The organism is Streptomyces sp. NPDC015032, from assembly GCF_043080425.1.
GTDB lineage: Bacteria > Actinomycetota > Actinomycetes > Streptomycetales > Streptomycetaceae > Streptomyces.
In genome coordinates this window covers 37,163-53,991 of record NZ_JBIBVN010000027.1, presented here as the reverse complement: position 1 = coordinate 53,991, position 16,829 = coordinate 37,163, and the positions used below count along the sequence as shown (strand labels likewise).

Genomic DNA, 16,829 nt, shown 5'->3' with positions numbered 1-16,829 from the left:
GAGGCCAGGGACACCCTCGGGGAGGTCGGGTCGGCCCCATGGTTCATGACGACCCGCCGTTACCGCGCCCGGAACCGAGTCTCATCGGTGCGGTCCCGGGCGGCGGAATGGGAGTGAACCGATTGACAACACGGCCCTCCCCGAGGACCTCGGCGGGGTGAGGGTACCGGTCCGCGCCAGGGAGACGGAACTGGAGCACATCGAGGAGCGGCTCGACTTGCCGGCCCGCCGCGAAGGCGGGATCGTCCGTGTCGAAGGCCCCGCAGGCAGCGGCGAGACCACGATTCTCGGGCAGGCTTTGACATCTGTGAAGCGGCGCGGGATGCGGGTGTTCCACGGGGATCGGACCTCGACGACCGGTTCGTGCCGCTCGCCCCTCTGCTGAAAAGGGCTGATCTCCGCCGCTGCCGGACATCACTCGGCTCCGGACCTTGCCGGAGTGCTCAGCCGGCGGTTCTGGCTTCGCGTGCGCACGACACTGGACAGGATCCAGCAGGCGGGCGCGCACGAAGCCCCTGGGCCCGCTCGCGGACCAGACGGTCGAGCAGATCGCGGAGGACGTCCTGGGCGCAGTTCCTGACCCGGGTGTTCTCCGCGTTGCCGACTGCGCCGACGGGGTTCCGCAACTACTGACGTGCAGACAGGGCAGCGGGCCCGGGCCGGGCACATCGGGGCCATGCGGGTCATGATCCGAGTCCTCCTCGACGCCGGATGGCTGACGGACACGCGGGCCGACGCGGAAGCCGCGTCCGCGATGACGGCAGCTCGTCACCAGGCGGTGTAGCTTGCCCCATACCCGGGCCTGGCTTCACTCGGTGAAGCGCCGGAACACCGTGGACCATGATGGACCTGACCTCTCCGGGGCCTGCCGCCAGGTGCGCCCGGAGGTAGCCACGAACAAGATGGCGGCCAGCACCTCCCGGTCTCGTAGCGTCGTCGCCCGCCGCCTTGCGACGTGTTGGTGCCACCGGCACCACCCGCTGGAACAACTCCCATCATCCGTCCGGGACAAGACGTTCCGTGATCATCGCGGTCGAAGGCCAACGAGCCCGCCAGATGCAATAACGTCCTGGCAGACAGCTCTTCCGCTGGGGCTACGACGTACTCGGCCTTGGACTGCTCCTTGGCCGTTGATCCAGTGAGAGCACGGTTCACCTCCACGCTCTCAATGCCCAGTAGCGAGAGCGTCTTTGAGGAAGGCACCGCCTTGGCGGATGGCGGTTTGGGTGGGCGGGCTGTCGCGTAGAGCGTTCAGAGACGCGAAGTCGTGGATTGTTCCGAGGTAGCGGATGGCGGTCACGGCCACGCCTGCTTGCTGTAGTTGACGCGCGTACTGTTCCCCCTCGTCCCGTACGACGTCGGCCTCGGCTGTGACGATCAGTGCGGGGGGCAGGCCCGCGAGCTCGGCGGTGGTTGCCCGTAGCGGGGAGGCGGTGGCTTCGGCGAGTTCTCGATCGTCGTCCGTGTACTGCTGCCAGTACCAGTCCAGGGCCTTCGTGGTCAGGAGGTAGCCGGACCCGAAGTGTTTCCGCGAGACAGTGTCGCAGTGTGGGGCGGTCATCGGGTAGTAGAGCAGTTGTGCGCGCATGCGCGGGCCGCCGCGTTGTTTGGCCATCATGGTGAGCGCTGTGGCCATGGTGGCGCCCGCGCAGTCGCCGGCCACCGCCAGCCTCCGACTGTCCAGTGCGAGGTCTGAGGCGTTGTCGGTCAGCCAGGTCAATACGGCGTACAACTCTTCGAGCGCTACCGGGTACCGGGCCTCGGGAGTGCGCGTGTACTCGGGGACCACGAACACGGCTTCGCTGGCGGTCACGAGTTCACAGATCATCCGGGTGTGGGTCTGCGCGTCACCGAGCATCCACCTGCCCCCGTGGACGTAAAGGACCACAGGGAGCGGACCGCTCCGCGCTGCAGGGCGGAAGGTCCAGAAGCCGACCAGTCCGGAGGGGCCGACCGGCACCGCCCAGAACTCGGCGTCCACGGCGAAGTCGTCCAACAGATGCCCCTGGGCCTCCAGGAGTGCCTCCCGGCCGTCGACCGGACCGAGCTGATGCAGGTGCGGCGGGTCAGCCGAGGCGTCGACCAACCGTTGGACGACGGGGTCGAGGACCACGGCGGGGCGATCGGGACCGCCTCCGCCGGTGACGGGCTTGTACTCCACACGCCTCACCTCTAATTCCTCGTAGCGATCGGGACGGTACACGCCAGTTGGCTCCGCTTCGTTCACAGGACGCCAATGACGTCGCGGAGCTGGTGGCGGCTGCTGACGCCGAGTTTCGGATACACCTGGTAGAGATGCGAGCCGATCGTGCGGGGGGACAGCTTGAGCTTCTCTCCGATCTCCTTGTTGCCCAGGCCCTGCGCCGCCAGCCGTACGATCTGCTGCTGCTGGGCGGTCAGTTCCGACAGCGGATCGGGCCGGTCGGATGACGTGGCGACGCCGCTCGCCCGGAGTTCGGCCCGAGCCTCGTCGGCCAGGGCCGCGGCACCGAGCCGGGAGAAAGCCTCCATTGCCGAGGCCAGGAGTGGGCGGGCGTCCAGCGGGCGCCGTCGTCTGCGCAGCCACTGGGCGTAGTGAAGCCGGGCCTGCGCACGGGCGAGCGGCCACTGTTCACCGGCCGGGTTGAACAGGGCCAGGCGGAAGTGGTGCTCTGCCTGCGTCGGGTCACCGACCAGCGCGGTGGCGTGGTGCAGTAGCAGCATCATACGGGTTGTCGGATGCGGTCCCAGCGCCTTGCGTACCGCCGCGACGACAGGCTCGACCTCCTCCTGGCGTCCGGTCCGCTGGGCGACGGCGGCGAGGTCGGCGATGGAGCCGTGGGAGAGGAAGTAGTGCAGAGGGGTGCCGTCCTGGTGGAACAGCTGCCGGAAGTGGCGCAGTGCCCCGTCGTAGTCGCCGGCGGTTGCGGCGGCGGTGCCCGCCGCGCGCAGCAGCCGTGCGTGGGTGGCTGTGTTCTCCTCCAGGTTGACAACTGCCCAGGCGGGGTCCGTCAAGATCCCGGCACCGGCGGAGCGGCCGCGCAGGGCTTGCAGCGTCACTCGTAGGGCCTCGACGTCGACTTCGATGTGCTTCAACTTCTGGACGGCCGCCAGGGTTGCTGCCTCGTCCAGCAGTTCGTCGGCTTCTTCCCACAGCCCGACATCGATCAGGGCCGAGCCCATTGCCGAGAGGGCGATTGCGCCCGTTCCGATGGCTCCGTACGAGCGGAGCATGGCGAACGCCTGCCGGAAGGTATTGACGCACAGGTCGGACTCGTCGGCCCACCAGGCAACCGCGCCCAACGTCTGCAATCGGATCAGCTCCGCGATGCCGGTCAGCGGCTCCAGCAGGCTCGGCCGCCGGGTTCGGCTCAGCAGGGCAGGGGCGTTCCTGATCGGATCCGCTTCGCAGAGGATGACTGCCCGCAACGCGCTGACGGCCTCGTCCGCAACCAGCTCGGAGTATGGCGTACTGACGGCGCTGGTCTCGATTGCTTCGAGGAGGGGAACCAGCGGGCGCCTGACCTCGGACAGGCCTGACTGGAAGGCGACCGCACCGATCACGGCGGTCACCGCGAGCGTTGTCCTGGCGTCCTGCGGCAGGTCCGGTTCCAGGGCGCCGATCAGGAGCTGGAACGCTTCCCGCTGATGGCCGGACATGGAAAGAGCCAGACCGGCCCCGTTCGCCGCAACGGCGAGCAGGTCGCGGTCCTTGGTCAGTGCGGTGACCTTGGCGTAGAGCTCGCGCACCCAGAATGTGTCGCCCGCGCAGTTGGCGGCTCTCAGCGCTTTGGCGTATCGGCGGGCCCGGTCCTCCGGAGCGGGACTGCACTCGGCGGATCGCTCCAGGGCCCGTGCGGCCGCGTAGAATCCGCCACGCTGTTCGACGAGTTCTGCGGTGTCCTCCAGGGTCGCCGCCACGGATTCATCCTGGCCGATGCAGGCCGCGGCCAAGTGCCAGGCCTGGCGTGCCGGATCGTTCCGATGCACGGCCGCGAGGTCGATGTGTGCTCGCTGGCGCAGGTGCGCCGAGGCGCCCTGGTAGGCGGCCGCGTGCACGAGCGGGTGCCGGAAACCCACCTGGCGGCCTGCAATCGTGATCAGCCCAGCGTCCTCCGCGGGCGCCCATACCGACAGGTCCGTGCCTGCTCCCGCTGCGGACATAATGGTTTCCAGGTCCTCTTGGTCCGAGGAAGCCGCTGCGTAGAGCACCAACCGTTGGGTGGTGACCGGCAGCGCGCGCAACCGGGCGGAGAACATCTCCTGGATCCGCTGGGTCCGGGGCAGTGCGCCGTCGTTCAGACCAAGCGGGCTGCCCGACCGCACGGAACGGCACAGTTCGATGATGGCCAGAGGATTGCCGTCAGCCTGGTCCAGAACATCACTCCGGGCCCTGCCGGTGGGAGACTCGGGTTGCGCGTCCAGGAGGCGGGCCGCCGCCTGGACCGTCAGCGGTCCCAACGACAGGACTGGCAGGTGCGCGACAGCAGCGTCCGGAGGTGTCAGCCCCCTGGCTGTGAGGAGCACCGTCACCGGCTCGGCCGCGAAACGGCGCAGCACGAACCCCAGGACGTCGAGGGAGTCGCGGTCGAAGAGCTGGATGTCATCGCCGAGCAGCACGACAGGTCGGTGGCGCGAAGCCCCGGTCAGCAGGGTGAGGACGGCGACACGCAGCAGCATCGGATCGGCGGGCCTGGTGATCGGGGCGAGGCCGAACGAGGTCTCCAGAACCTCCCGCAGATGGCCGGGGAGATCGGCGGCGCCGGGCATGAGCGGAAGCAGCAACTGGTGCAGGGCTGCGAACGACTGCTCCGACTCGCCGGCACAGCCCTGAGACCTCAGCACATACGCCCCGGTCACCCGCGCGTGCTCGGCAGCGACCTCCAGCAACGATGTCTTGCCGCTACCCGCCTCGCCGATGATGAGCAGCGCTCGCGGGGTGCTTTGACCATGCTCGATCGCGTCCAGGATCCGGCCGACCTCCGATTCCCGGCCCGTCAGCCCGGTGACGGGCTCCGGCCGGCTCGTCGCGCTGTGCCTAGTGCCCATGGTGTGCCCCAGCCGAAAGCAGTCGGGGAGAGCGCACGCAGAAGCGACCGGTCAGCTCGTTCATGGTGTGGATCCCTCGTCCCGTCAGCGTCTATGTGATGTGCTCCCTGCCCCTGCTGGCCAGAAGATAAAGCATACTATTGCCCTATTCGAGGCAACGAATGGCACACCTTTCTGTCGAGACCGTCACAGAGGTAACGGGCCAAGGCCCGGACTCGCCGGGCTGGGCCACCCGATGGCTCCTCCACACTCCGGGAGATCGTGGCCGCCGCCGGCATCAACCCGGCCGCGTGCCGAACTGGACCACTCGGCGAGAGTGGTCGAGCAAGCGCCGCTCCGGAGGAGTGCTCGACTCGTCAGCGCCCGCGGAGCCTTCTGCCTGCGGCTGGTGTGGTGCTTCACAGCGGTGGCCGAGTATCGACACTTCGGCCGCGCCGCCGAGGCCCTTACGGCGTGCGTGGGGCGTCCCTCGGCGCGGGCCGCGATCGCAGCTCTGGCGATCCGGGCCTGGCACCTGCCCTGGTGGGTGAGCAGGGCACGGTGATCGACGTAGCCGATGGCCCGGGCGGCGGGCGAGGAGGTCGCCTCGCGGCTGCTTCAGGCCCGCACCTCGGTGCTGCCCGGCAGGTCGGGCAGCACCGCGCTGCTTCCAGTGCTGACGACGACGCATGACGTGCGGCCGGCAGGACGCTCCTGCCGTCGGGTTGCGAGACCCGCACTCGCCGGAGGCCGTCCAGACGGCCGTGGCCACGCACCAGGTCCGCGCCGATGCCGGCCGGCCAAGCCACCCGGCCCTCGTCCTTAGACGAAGGCGTCTCGCCGGGCCAGTACGGCCGCCGCGTCCAGCCGTCCGGCAGCCGCTTCCCGGGCACCGGGCAGCCGACGCGCCTCGGCCAGGACGCCTGCGGGCTACGACCAGTCGACTGACTGATGCGCCTGCCCCGGTCGCCCGTCAGGCTGGGGCACAGGCAGATGCGATCTGCAGTCCGGCCCCCGACCAGCGGGGTTCACTCCGGCAGTGCAGGCAGAGGATTCGCGTACGGATCTTCTCCCGAGCGCCCACGACGTCCAAGGAGGAAGTCCTTGCCCATTGTTCTCTCCACCGCGCCGCTGTCCGCTGCCGACCGGGCGGAGCGCTGGCATGAAGCGGTTTCCGGCACCTTTATGCCGATGGATGTGAATCTGCTGGAGAAGGAGCCGTCGCCCGGAAAGATCGTCAGCAGCCAGCTCGGCACCCTGCACATCTCCCGCGTTCAGGCGGGATCACAGGTAGTGACGCGCAACAAGCGCCACATCTCCCGCGACGACCGGAAGTCACTGATCGTCAGCCTCCAGCAGCAGGGCACCGCGACAAAGGAGCAGGACGGGCGGGAATCCGTGATAGGGCCGGGAGAATTCTCCATCAGTGACTCATCCCGCCTGTTCAGGATTAAAGTCGAAGGAGATTTTGCTTTCACCTCCTTCCATTTCCCTCGCGAAGATCTTCACGTGCGGGACGAGGATCTGCAGGCATTGACTGCCACCACCTTCACCAGCGAGGAGGGCAGCGCCGCACTCGTGGCGACCTTTCTTGCGCGCATGGCGCGCGAAGCCGAGGGTTTGGACGACGGTGTCGGCCGCCGGGTCGCTGCAACCGCGCTCGATCTGATGGTGATGCTCATCGACGAGCGCCGCGGACGCTCTGCTTCCGAGGGCCCGCATGTTGCCGCCGCCTCTCTCGAGCGTGTGAAGGACCACGTCATGCGCAACCTCGACGATCCCGACCTGTCACCGTCCAGGATCGCCGAAGCGCACTTCATGTCGGTCCGCTACCTGCACAAGCTGTTCCAACTCGAAGGCACGACCGTGGGCGGCTGGATCCGGACGCAGCGACTTGAACGGTGCCGCCGGGAACTCCTCCGGCCCATGGCCAGGGAGGTGGGGGTGGCGGCAGTCGCCCAGCGCTGGGGTTTTGTGAGTCCCAGTCATTTCAGCCGGGTCTTTCGCGCGGCCTACGGTATGACGCCCCGCGAATGGCAGCTCCAGGGGCGATCCGGAGCACACTGTGGGAACACCGACGGTGCACCGACGGGCAAGTGACCAGTGGCAGCAGTCCATAGCGTGGTGATCAGGGAAGTATTCCCGCCACACAAGGAGCTGCAGATGCCTGATGCGACGACTCCGGTCCAGCCCGTCCTCGAACCCGAGGCCCTGGCGTTCGCCGAGGCGACGGCGAACCCGCCGTACCTGTTCGACCTGGATCCGGTCGAGGGACGCAAGGCCGTGGACGAGGTCCAGTCGGGTGAGGTCGAACTGCCGGCGATCGACGAGGAGTGGATCACCGTCACGGGTGGTCCCACCGGCAGCGTGCGGGCGAGGGTCGTGCGGCCGGCCGGATCCACCGGCACGCTGCCGGTGATCCTCTACATCCACGGCGCCGGATGGGTCTTCGGCAACTCCCACACCCACGATCGCCTGGTCCGCGAGCTGGTCGTCGGCGCGCACGCCGCGGTGGTCTTCCCCGAGTACGACCTGTCGCCCGAGGTCCGCTATCCGGTGGCCATCGAGCAGAACTACGCCGTTGCCCAGTGGATCGTCACCCAGGGGGCCGACAAGAACTTGGACGGCGCGCGGCTGGCCGTGGTCGGCGACTCCGTCGGCGGCAACATGAGCGCGGCGCTGACTCTGATGGCCAAGGAGCGCGGCGACGTGGCCCTGCTCCAGCAGGTCCTGTTCTACCCGGTCACCGACGCGAGCTTCGATACCGACTCCTACCACCATTTCGCCACCGGCTACTTCCTGCGTCGCGACGGCATGCAGTGGTTCTGGGACCAGTACACCACCAGCGAGGAGGACCGCGCGCAGATCACGGCCTCCCCGCTGCGGGCCACCACTGACCAGCTCACCGGCCTGCCCCCGGCCCTGGTCATCACCGGAGAGGCCGACGTCCTGCGCGACGAGGGTGAGGCATACGCCGCCAACCTCCGCACCGCAGGCGTCGCCGTGACCGCCGTCCGCATCCAGGGCGTCATCCACGACTTCGTGATGCTCAACGCCCTGCGCCCCACCCAAGGTGCCCAGACCGCCATCACTCTGGCCACCGACACCCTTCGCACCGCACTTCACCCGGCCTGACCCGCCGTCGCCGCCTGTGGGGTCGTAGAGTTGTCGTTGCAGGTCACGCAGCGTATCGATACTCGTAGCTCGCGATCACCAGCGCGAGCGACGGGATTTTTTCGCGCACCGCCCTCGTCGACCAGTACGAGAACACCGACGCCAATCGGTACGAGCGCGAGATCAAGAAGAGCCGCAGCCAGCTCTTCGTCGCCACCACGTGAACCCGGGACGCACTGCGTATGTCTTGGCACGTAAAACCCAGTCCGTTCCTGTCTTTGTAGTCGGTCGGAATCCATGCTGCTGCGATCGGAAGAACGGGTCCGCCGTCGGCATCCGCTGACGCGGAGCGGGGCCCCGGGGGCGGTGACGAACGTCACTGCCCCCGGGGCCCGTCGTGCGGGCACGGTGGTCGGGTCCTCGGGGGACACCCGCTGCCGACCGGGCGAGATGCCATGACCGCGACTGCTGCCGTGACAGGTGTGACCGGCCTCGACTAGCTGATCGCCTTGATCAGTTCGCCGTCGGTGGTGTCGCCGCTGAGCTCCCAGAAGAAGGTGCCGCCCAGCCCCTGCTGGTTCTTGTAGTCCATCTTGGTGGCGATGGTGGCCGGGGTGTCGTAGCTCCACCAGTTGGTGCCGCAGTGCGCGTACGCCGTGCCGGCGACGGTGCCGGTGGCGGGGCAGCTGTTCTTGAGGACCTTGTAGTCCTCGATGCCCGCCTCGTAGGTGCCGGGGGCCGCGCCGGTGGCGGTGCCGCCGGGCGCGTCCTGCGTGACGCCGGTCCAGCCGCGGCCGTAGAAGCCGATGCCGAGCAGCAGCTTCGAGGCGGGGACGCCCTGAGCCTTCAGCTTGGCGATGGCGGCCTCGCTGTTGAAGCCCTCCTTCGGGATGCCCTCGTAGGAGGTGAGCGGGGAGTGCGGGGCGGTCGGGCCCTTCGCGTCCCAGGCACCGAAGAAGTCGTACGTCATCGGGTTGTACCAGTCGACGTACTTCGCCGCGCCGCCGTAGTCGACGGCATCGAGCTTGCCGCCGTCGGAGCCGTCGGCCGAGATCGCCGAGGTGACCAGGTTGTCCGCGCCGAACTTGGAGCGCAGCGCCGCCAGCAGGTTGCCGTAGGCGTCACGTCCGCTGGTGTCGCAGGTCAGGCCGCAGGCGTTGGGGTACTCCCAGTCGATGTCGATGCCGTCGAAGACATCGGCCCAGCGGGGGTCCTCCACCAGGCTGTAGCAGGACTCGGCGAACGCGGCCGGGTTCTTCGCCGCCTCGCCGAAGCCGCCGGACCAGGTCCAGCCGCCGAACGACCAGATGACCTTGAGGTTCGGGTGCAGTTTCTTCAGCTTGCGCAACTGGTTGAAGTTGCCGCGCAGGTCCTGGTCCCAGGTGTCCGCCACCCCGTCGACCGACTGGTCGGCCGTGTAGGCCTTCTCGTAGTCGGCGTACGAGTCGCCGATCGCGCACTTGCCGCCGGTGACGTTGCCGAAGGCGTAGTTGATGTGCGTGAGCTTGTCGGCGGAACCCGAGGTCTCGATGTTCCCGACGTGGTAATTGCGCTGGTAGACACCCCAGTTGGTGAAGTACCCGACCACCTTGTCGCCGGCCGCTGTGGGGGCGGCTCCGTCGGCTGCCGGGGCCGCGGCCCGCGTGGTGGTGGGGGCCGCGCCGGCCGATGAGGTGCCCGCGACGCCCAGTAGGGCGGCTCCGAGGGCGGTGGTACAGGCGGCTGCGGCGAGCGCCCGGAAACGGGTGCGGGGACGATGCGGTCCAAACATCTTGTCTCCTCGTGGGGGGAGGGAACTCGCGAGTGGGGGCGTGCTGCCGGCCATTCCGTGCACTTGGCATGAACGCGGAAAGGCCGGTTCGGATGAAACCGTAGATGGACTAGACCAGTTGGGTCAATGGTTCGGACCAATGCCGGTTGATCGTCCGCTCACCGCCGAGTCGCCTCGGCACCCCGTGACGGATATCGTCCGATCGGGCATACTCAAGCCGCCACAGCCGCTGGCCAGCGGCTCTCGTGATCCGAGGGGCCGGCACCGGCTGGGCAGTAGTGCTCTTCCGGGCTCTGCCTGGAAGTCCCCCCGGCGGCGCCGTCCACACCCCGCACGCGCGACCGTCGCAACGCCCGACAGGGAGGAGAGCGCCGTCATGTCCGACCGTGCCCCGCAATTGGTGGAACGCCGTCTGCCCACCGAGGAGTCCAGGCAGCTCGTCGCACTCGTTCGCGACATTGCCCAGCGAGAGATTGAGCCGCGGGCGGCCGAGGAGGAGGACGCGGGCCGTTTCCCGCGTGAAGTCTTCACACTGCTCTCCGAGTCCGGACTGCTCGGACTGCCCTACGACTCCGCCCACGGCGGCGGCGACCAGCCGTACGAGGTCTACCTCCAGGTCCTCGAAGAACTGGCGGCCGCCCGGCTCACCGTCGGTCTCGGTGTCAGCGTCCACTCCCTCGCCTGCCATGCGCTCGCCGGATTCGGCACCAAGGAGCAGCAGGCCGAACACCTCCCGGCGATGCTGGGCGGGGGCCTGCTGGGCGCCTACTGCCTTTCCGAGCCCGCCTCGGGCTCGGATGCCGCCTCGCTCCGTACGAAGGCCGTACGGGACGGCGACGACTGGGTCATCACCGGCACCAAGGCGTGGATCACCCACGGTGGCATCGCCGACTTCTACACGGTCCTGGCCCGCACCGGGGCCGAGGGAGCCCGCGGCATCACCGCCTTCCTGGTCCCCGGCGGCGCCGAGGGGCTGAACGCCGCCGCCCCCGAGAAGAAGATGGGCATGAAGGGATCGCCCACCGCCCAGCTGAACTTCGACGGCGTACGGGTCGCCGACGCGCGCCGGATCGGCGAGGAGGGCCAGGGCTTCGCGATCGCCCTGTCCGCACTCGACTCCGGTCGTCTGGGCATCGCCGCCTGCGCGATCGGTGTCGCCCAGGCCGCCCTGGGCGAAGCCGTCGCCTATGCCACCGGGCGGCAGCAGTTCGGCCGCCCCATCGCCGACTTCCAGGGCCTGCGCTTCATGCTCGCCGACATGGCCACCCAGATCGAGGCGGGCCGGGCGCTCTACCTGGAGGCGGCCCGGCTGCGCGACGAGCGCAAGCCCTTCTCGCGCCAGGCGGCCATGGCCAAGCTGTTCTGCACGGACGCGGCCATGCGGGTCACCGTCGACGCCGTCCAGGTCCTCGGCGGATACGGCTACACCCTCGACTTCCCCGTCGAGCGGCTGATGCGCGAGGCCAAGGTGCTGCAGATCGTCGAAGGCACCAATCAGATCCAGCGGATGGTCATCGCGCGCCACCTCGCGGGTCCTGAGACGCGCTGATCCGCAGCGGCCGTTCCGACCACACGGGCGTCGCCATGATCCGGTTCCATTCCTGGTCATGGCGGCCCGGCAGGGTCCGTCCGGCGCCCTCCCAACGACGCAGCAGGGACCGGTAGATGGGCGGATCGGTGGAGTGCGGCACCGACCGGGGAGACGTCGGCCGCGGCGCCGGATGCGAACCGGGCTGCGGAACCGATTCTTCGGCGGTCGGAGCGGTGAGGCGGCGACGGCCGGAACCGGCCGTGGAATGCAGCAGGGTCATGCCCGGCCAACGGTGCGAGGCGGGCCGGGGTCACTGCCCGGCCGATTCGCGAGCCCGTTCGCCTTCGCGAGCCCGTTCGCCCGGTCTCCGCGCGGCGGAGTTCGCTCGGGTGCGGGCACCACGTCGGCCGGGCCGTCGTGGTGCGGCGCGATGGTGCGACGGGCCCGGATGCCTCCGGGCCGGCCGTGCGGGGGTCCTCTCAGGCGGCGCGTCGCAGCGGGCGCGAGCCGGGGCCACCGGCGTGCGAGAACGGCTGCATTCTCCAGTCGAACCCCTGAGGGAGTGTCAACAGCAGGCCAGTCTCCTGCTCCTGGAGGTCGAGCGACTCGTCGGCGGGCCGCGTCTGCGACGCTGCGCGACCCGTGCCGGCGCAGACCGTCAGTACGAACGGGTTCCACGGAGTCGGGCACAGCGCGTGCTCCGGCAGTACGTCCTCGTCCGCCAGCAGCGCGATCGGCTGCGCGCAGTCCGGGCAGATCACCCGGTACATCTCGAACATGTCGTACGCGTCGGAAACGGTGTCCTCAACCGGATCGGCGGGTTCCGGTTCGGTGTGTCCGGTGAGCTTCAGGCTCTGCATGGGAAATTCCCCCCTCGGGTGGGCCGACAAGGCGCCACGGCCTCGACCACAGCAAGCACTTCCCGTCGCGCATCGGCCGTAACCGCCAGGGGGGTGGCTAACCGCCCGTAGACCTGTGGTATTCGTCACATGTCTGCCGCAGGTGCCCTTCCGGGGCCCTCGCCACTGTGCCCGGAGGCTTCAGGGGCAATAGGTTGATCCGTATGGAGGAGCTGGACCGACAGATCGTGGAGTTGCTCGTCAAGGACGGGCGGATGAGCTACACCGACCTGGGCAAGGCCACGGGCCTGTCCACCTCGGCCGTTCATCAGCGTGTCCGCAGGCTGGAGCAGCGCGGGGTGATCCGGGGCTATGCCGCGGTCGTCGACCCCGAGGCCGTCGGGCTGCCGCTCACCGCCTTCATCTCGGTGAAACCCTTCGACCCGAGCGCACCGGACGACATCGCGGAGCGCCTCGCGGACGTCCCGGAGCTGGAGGCCTGTCACAGCGTCGCGGGTGACGAGAACTACATCCTCAAGGCGCGGGTCGCGACCCCGCTGGAGCTGGAGCACCTGCTCACCCGGATCCGTTCGCTGGCCGGTGTCTCCACCCGGACCACCGTGGTGCTCTCCACGCCGTACGAGGCCCGGCCCCCGCAGATCTGAAGGGGGCCGCGGAACGCGCGGGCCCGGACAGGCGCGAGACTGGTCCCATGACCGAGAGCGCTGCCCCCCAGGGCGAACACCGCACCGTGCTGCTGCGCGGTGGAGACGTCCACAGCCCCGCCGATCCCTTCGCCACCGCCATGGTCGTCGAGCGCGGCCATGTCGCCTGGGTGGGCTCGGAAGGGGCCGCCGATGCCTTCGCGAGCGGCGTCGACGAGGTGATCGACCTCGAAGGCGCGCTGGTCACCCCCGCCTTCACCGATGCCCATGTCCACACCACCTCGACCGGCCTGGCCCTCACCGGCCTCGACCTCTCCGGTGCCCGGACACTCGGTGAGGCGCTCGGACTCCTGCGCGCGTACGCGGTGGCGCACCCTGCCGACCGGATCGTCCTCGGGCACGGTTGGGACGCCACGCGCTGGCCCGAGGGGCGTCCCCCGACGCGCGGCGAGCTCGACGCGGCCGCGCCCGGCCGGCCGGCCTACCTGCCCCGTGTCGACGTGCACTCGGCGGTCGTCACCACCGCCCTGCTCGATCTGGTCCCGGGCGTGACCGAACTGACGGGGTACCACCCCGACGCCCCGCTGACCGGGGCCGCTCACCATGCGGTGCGCGCCGCGGCCCACGGCGCCGTCTCGCCGCGGCAGCGCGCCGACGCCCAGCGCGCCGCCCTGCGTCACGCCGCGTCGCTCGGCATCGGCACCGTCCATGAGTGCGGCGGCCCGGACATCTCCGACGAGGAGGATTTCGTCGCGCTGCTGAAGTTGGCCGCGGCGGAGAGCGGACCGCGGGTCTTCGGCTACTGGGCCGAGCAGGTCGCCGACGAGAAGGATGCCCGCCGCATCCGGGAACTCGGCGCGGTCGGCGCGGCCGGGGATCTCTTCGTCGACGGCTCGCTCGGCTCGCACACCGCCTGTCTGCACGAGCCGTACGCCGACGGTCCGCCCGGACACACGGGCATTGCCCATCTGGACGCGGCGCAGATCGCCGCTCACGTCACCGCCTGCACCGAGGCCGGGCTGCAGGCCGGCTTCCACGCCATCGGCGACGCGGCGGTCTCCGCCGTGGTGGAGGGCGTCCGGGCCGCCTGCGAGACGCTCGGCCCGGCCCGGATCCGGGCCGCCCGGCATCGGGTCGAGCATGCCGAGATGCTCACCCCCGAGACCGTTGCCGCCTTCGCGGAACTGGGCCTGACCGCCTCCGTCCAGCCCGCCTTCGACGCGGCCTGGGGCGGTGAGGAGGGCATGTACGCCCGGCGGCTCGGTGCCGGGCGGGCCAGGGCCCTCAACCCGTACGCGGCGCTCCTGCGGGCCGGGGTGCCCCTGGCCTTCGGCTCGGACAGCCCGGTGACCCCGCTGGACCCCTGGGGGACCGTACGGGCCGCCGCCTTCCACCGCACGCCCGAGCACCGGATCTCCGTGCGGGCCGGTTTCACCGCCCACACCAGGGGTGGCTGGCGGGCCGTCGGCCGTGACGACGCGGGGACCCTGGTGCCCGGCGCCCCGGCCGACTACGCGGTCTGGCGCACCTCCGACCTGGTGGTCCAGGCTCCGGACGACCGGGTCGCCCGCTGGTCGACCGATCCGAGGTCGGGAACGCCCGGCCTGCCGGATCTCACCCCGGGCACCGAGCTCCCGGTCTGCCTGCGAACCGTGGTCTTCGGACAAAATGTCTACGTACGGCCGAACGAGTGACGTCCGGACATTTCGCACCGCCGATCGAAGAGGCCGTCGCTCGGTCGCGACCTGCGGATCTTCGCTGCTGACCAGGCAAGTTCCGTAAACATTGCAGGTCAGGCGACTATTGACAGAAAGTGCCCACCGGCCGGTAGGTTCGGCCGAGTCCACCACAGGACGTCCGACCGGTTAAACCTCCACGCAGTCGTCGAACGCCGCTGGGTCATGGGGTGGTGTGCCGCACCGGCGCACCACCACTGACAGCCAGGTTCAGCGCCCGCGCCTCGGGGCGAGGGAAGGTCTCAGCCGGACGGTAGGTGCGACCCGGGTGGGGCCCGGACGTTCAGTAGACAACGGCTCTAGGTCGACCCGCAGCCAGCGGGTCCCAGGTCGGCCCGAAGGGCGCCGGGCCCCCATTCGTAGTTCCCGTCGATTCCCGTCAGGGAGTCTGTCCGTACTTCCCTCCTTCTGTCCGTGGCGGTGCCCGCTCCCGCCCGACCGCGTCGGCATCGGCCCCCCGTCCGCTGGATATGGTGTGCATCTGCGTACGGACTTAAGGGGCAGTAAGTGAACGACGGCGGTCAGAGGCGGTACGGCCCGCTCGGCAGAACCTTGGTGATCATTCCGACCTACAACGAGGCCGAGAACATCAAGCCGATCGTCAGCCGGGTGCGCGCGGCTGTGCCGGAAGCCGACATCCTGGTCGCCGACGACAACAGCCCCGACGGCACCGGCAAGGTCGCGGACGAGCTCGCCTCCGCCGACGACCAGGTCCAGGTGCTGCACCGCAAGGGCAAGGAAGGGCTGGGCGCCGCCTATCTCGCGGGCTTCCGCTGGGGGACCGAACACGGTTACGGCGTGCTCGTGGAGATGGACGCCGATGGCTCCCACCAGCCCGAGGAACTGCCCCGGCTGCTCACCGCGCTCAAGGGCGCCGACCTGGTGCTCGGCTCCCGCTGGGTGCCGGGCGGGCGGGTGGTCAACTGGCCCAAGACGCGGGAAATGATCTCCCGCGGCGGCAGCACGTACTCCCGGCTCCTCCTCGGGCTGCGGACCAGGGACGTCACGGGCGGCTACCGGGCCTTCCGCGCCGAGACCCTGGAGGGGATCGGTCTCGACCGGGTCGCCTCCCAGGGCTACTGCTTCCAGGTCGACCTGGCCCGCCGCGCCATCGACGCCGGATATCACGTCGTCGAGGTCCCGATCACCTTCGTGGACCGCGAGATCGGTGACTCGAAGATGAGCCGCGACATCCTGGTCGAGGCGCTCTGGCGGGTCACCTCCTGGGGGGTCACCTCCCGTACGAACCGGGCTCTCGGCCGCAAGGCGATCTGATCCGCCATGGGCGGCGGGCGTCGGCCCGTCGCCCGTGATCACCCCCCATACGCCGCTTGGACGCCCGTACGGGCACACTGGGGACCATGACGACCGGCACACCGCCCCCGACCGCCCCGAGGCGTTCACGCGCCCGTACCTTCGTTCCTCTCGCCATCGCCGCCTGGGCGGTGCTGGAGATCTGGCTGCTCACCGTCGTGGCGAACGCGGCGGGCGGGTTCACCGTGCTGCTGCTCCTGGTGGCGGGGATCGTGCTCGGGGCCGCGGTGATCAAACGGGCCGGCCGCCGGGCCTTCCGCAACCTCACCGAGACGCTCCAGCGGATGCCGGGGCAGCCCGGGGCGGCGGCCCCGCAGGCCGCACCCTCGGGAAGCGAGGGCAACGGCTTCCTGATGCTCGGCGGGCTGCTGCTGATCATCCCGGGGGTGGTCTCGGACGTGGCGGGGCTTCTGCTGCTCGTACCGCCGGTCCGTTCGGCGCTGGGCCGGTACGCGGAGCGGTCGCTGGAGCGCCGGATGCGTACCGCGGGTCCCGGCAGCCTTTCCGACGCCTTCCAGCAGGCTCGTATTCACCGGCCGGACGGAAAGGTCGTGCAGGGTGAGGTCATCCGTCAGGACGGTACACAGCCGGGCTCCCGCCCCGACGAGGGCCCCCGCCCGCCGCTGACCCCCTGACCCCGAGGCCGGCCTCCTGACGTCGTACCGGGTGCCGGGTTGCGACCGCGCGTCCCGGCACCCGGTACCGGGCGGCGACACGACAGAGCCGCGGGGGGGGGGGGCCCCCCCGGGGGGGGGGGCCCCCCCCGCCGGGGGGGGGGGGGGGGGGGGGGGCGGGCGGGGGGGGGGGGGGCCCCCGCTCGCCCCCGCAGGTGAAGGGACAGGCGCGGGCGCA

At 70.0% G+C, this 16,829-nt stretch carries 13 protein-coding genes and 1 pseudogene; 8 read left to right on the top strand and 6 right to left on the bottom strand.

What is annotated here, in order from left to right:
• Nucleotides 1-634 precede the first annotated feature (634 nt).
• Entirely contained in the window at nucleotides 635-784 is a 150-nt protein-coding gene (locus tag ACF08M_RS29640; protein ID WP_392188327.1) for a hypothetical protein, read from the top strand.
• A gap of 27 nt (nucleotides 785-811) precedes the next feature.
• Here ACF08M_RS29640 and ACF08M_RS29635 read toward each other — a convergent pair.
• From ACF08M_RS29635 to ACF08M_RS29625, 3 genes and pseudogenes are all read right to left on the bottom strand, one after another.
• A pseudogene (locus ACF08M_RS29635) lies at nucleotides 812-989 on the bottom strand (transposase); the annotation flags it as partial.
• A gap of 176 nt (nucleotides 990-1,165) precedes the next feature.
• On the bottom strand, nucleotides 1,166-2,170 hold the full coding sequence (locus ACF08M_RS29630; RefSeq protein WP_392188326.1) for an alpha/beta hydrolase: 1,005 nt from the start codon (nucleotides 2,168-2,170) through the stop codon (nucleotides 1,166-1,168).
• A gap of 53 nt (nucleotides 2,171-2,223) precedes the next feature.
• Nucleotides 2,224-5,028, bottom strand: a complete 2,805-nt coding sequence (locus tag ACF08M_RS29625) for a helix-turn-helix transcriptional regulator (RefSeq protein ID WP_392188325.1) — start codon at nucleotides 5,026-5,028, stop codon at nucleotides 2,224-2,226.
• 1,083 nt (nucleotides 5,029-6,111) lie between these two features.
• Between ACF08M_RS29625 and ACF08M_RS29620 the strand changes: the two genes are divergently transcribed.
• Entirely contained in the window at nucleotides 6,112-7,107 is a 996-nt protein-coding gene (locus ACF08M_RS29620) for a helix-turn-helix domain-containing protein (protein WP_392188324.1), read from the top strand.
• Between the two features lie 63 nt (nucleotides 7,108-7,170).
• The gene (locus ACF08M_RS29615) at nucleotides 7,171-8,142 is read left to right on the top strand and encodes an alpha/beta hydrolase (RefSeq protein ID WP_392188323.1); all 972 of its coding nucleotides are present in this window, start codon (nucleotides 7,171-7,173) and stop codon (nucleotides 8,140-8,142) included.
• Between the two features lie 43 nt (nucleotides 8,143-8,185).
• Here ACF08M_RS29615 and ACF08M_RS29610 read toward each other — a convergent pair whose 3' ends face one another.
• Complete coding sequence (locus ACF08M_RS29610; protein WP_392188322.1) at nucleotides 8,186-8,338, bottom strand: hypothetical protein; 153 nt, start codon at nucleotides 8,336-8,338, stop codon at nucleotides 8,186-8,188.
• Between the two features lie 279 nt (nucleotides 8,339-8,617).
• Nucleotides 8,618-9,892, bottom strand: a complete 1,275-nt coding sequence (locus ACF08M_RS29605; RefSeq protein ID WP_392188321.1) for a glycoside hydrolase family 18 protein — start codon at nucleotides 9,890-9,892, stop codon at nucleotides 8,618-8,620.
• 376 nt (nucleotides 9,893-10,268) lie between these two features.
• On the opposite strand from ACF08M_RS29605, the gene ACF08M_RS29600 reads away from it, so the two are divergent.
• A complete protein-coding gene (locus tag ACF08M_RS29600; protein ID WP_392188320.1) occupies nucleotides 10,269-11,441 on the top strand; it encodes an acyl-CoA dehydrogenase family protein in 1,173 nt (390 codons plus the stop codon).
• Between the two features lie 461 nt (nucleotides 11,442-11,902).
• On the opposite strand, the gene ACF08M_RS29595 is transcribed toward ACF08M_RS29600, so the two are convergent.
• A complete protein-coding gene (locus ACF08M_RS29595; protein ID WP_392188319.1) occupies nucleotides 11,903-12,283 on the bottom strand; it encodes a hypothetical protein in 381 nt (126 codons plus the stop codon).
• A 203-nt stretch (nucleotides 12,284-12,486) separates the two neighbouring features.
• Between ACF08M_RS29595 and ACF08M_RS29590 the strand changes: the two genes are divergently transcribed.
• From ACF08M_RS29590 to fxsA, 4 genes are all read left to right on the top strand, one after another.
• Entirely contained in the window at nucleotides 12,487-12,927 is a 441-nt protein-coding gene (locus tag ACF08M_RS29590) for an Lrp/AsnC family transcriptional regulator (protein WP_392188318.1), read from the top strand.
• Between the two features lie 47 nt (nucleotides 12,928-12,974).
• Nucleotides 12,975-14,621 carry an amidohydrolase gene (locus ACF08M_RS29585; protein WP_392188317.1) on the top strand — a complete coding sequence of 549 codons (1,647 nt, stop codon included), beginning with the start codon at nucleotides 12,975-12,977 and terminating at the stop codon, nucleotides 14,619-14,621.
• A 549-nt stretch (nucleotides 14,622-15,170) separates the two neighbouring features.
• Nucleotides 15,171-15,938, top strand: coding sequence for a polyprenol monophosphomannose synthase (locus ACF08M_RS29580; protein WP_392188316.1), 768 nt, complete (start codon nucleotides 15,171-15,173; stop codon nucleotides 15,936-15,938).
• Nucleotides 15,939-16,024: 86 nt separating this feature from the next.
• A complete protein-coding gene (gene fxsA, locus ACF08M_RS29575; protein WP_392188315.1) occupies nucleotides 16,025-16,612 on the top strand; it encodes an FxsA family membrane protein in 588 nt (195 codons plus the stop codon).
• Nucleotides 16,613-16,829 lie beyond the last annotated feature (217 nt).

Excerpts from the sequence above, each read along its gene's own strand:
- ACF08M_RS29615 (WP_392188323.1), top strand. The coding sequence starts at position 7,171 with ATGCCTGATGCGACGACTCCGGTCCAGCCCGTCCTCGAACCCGAGGCC.
- ACF08M_RS29605 (WP_392188321.1), bottom strand. The coding sequence starts at position 9,892 with ATGTTTGGACCGCATCGTCCCCGCACCCGTTTCCGGGCGCTCGCCGCA.
- ACF08M_RS29585 (WP_392188317.1), top strand. The coding sequence starts at position 12,975 with ATGACCGAGAGCGCTGCCCCCCAGGGCGAACACCGCACCGTGCTGCTG.
- ACF08M_RS29600 (WP_392188320.1), top strand. The coding sequence starts at position 10,269 with ATGTCCGACCGTGCCCCGCAATTGGTGGAACGCCGTCTGCCCACCGAG.
- ACF08M_RS29590 (WP_392188318.1), top strand. The coding sequence starts at position 12,487 with ATGGAGGAGCTGGACCGACAGATCGTGGAGTTGCTCGTCAAGGACGGG.
- fxsA (WP_392188315.1), top strand. The coding sequence starts at position 16,025 with ATGACGACCGGCACACCGCCCCCGACCGCCCCGAGGCGTTCACGCGCC.
- ACF08M_RS29625 (WP_392188325.1), bottom strand. The coding sequence starts at position 5,028 with ATGGGCACTAGGCACAGCGCGACGAGCCGGCCGGAGCCCGTCACCGGG.
- ACF08M_RS29595 (WP_392188319.1), bottom strand. The coding sequence starts at position 12,283 with ATGCAGAGCCTGAAGCTCACCGGACACACCGAACCGGAACCCGCCGAT.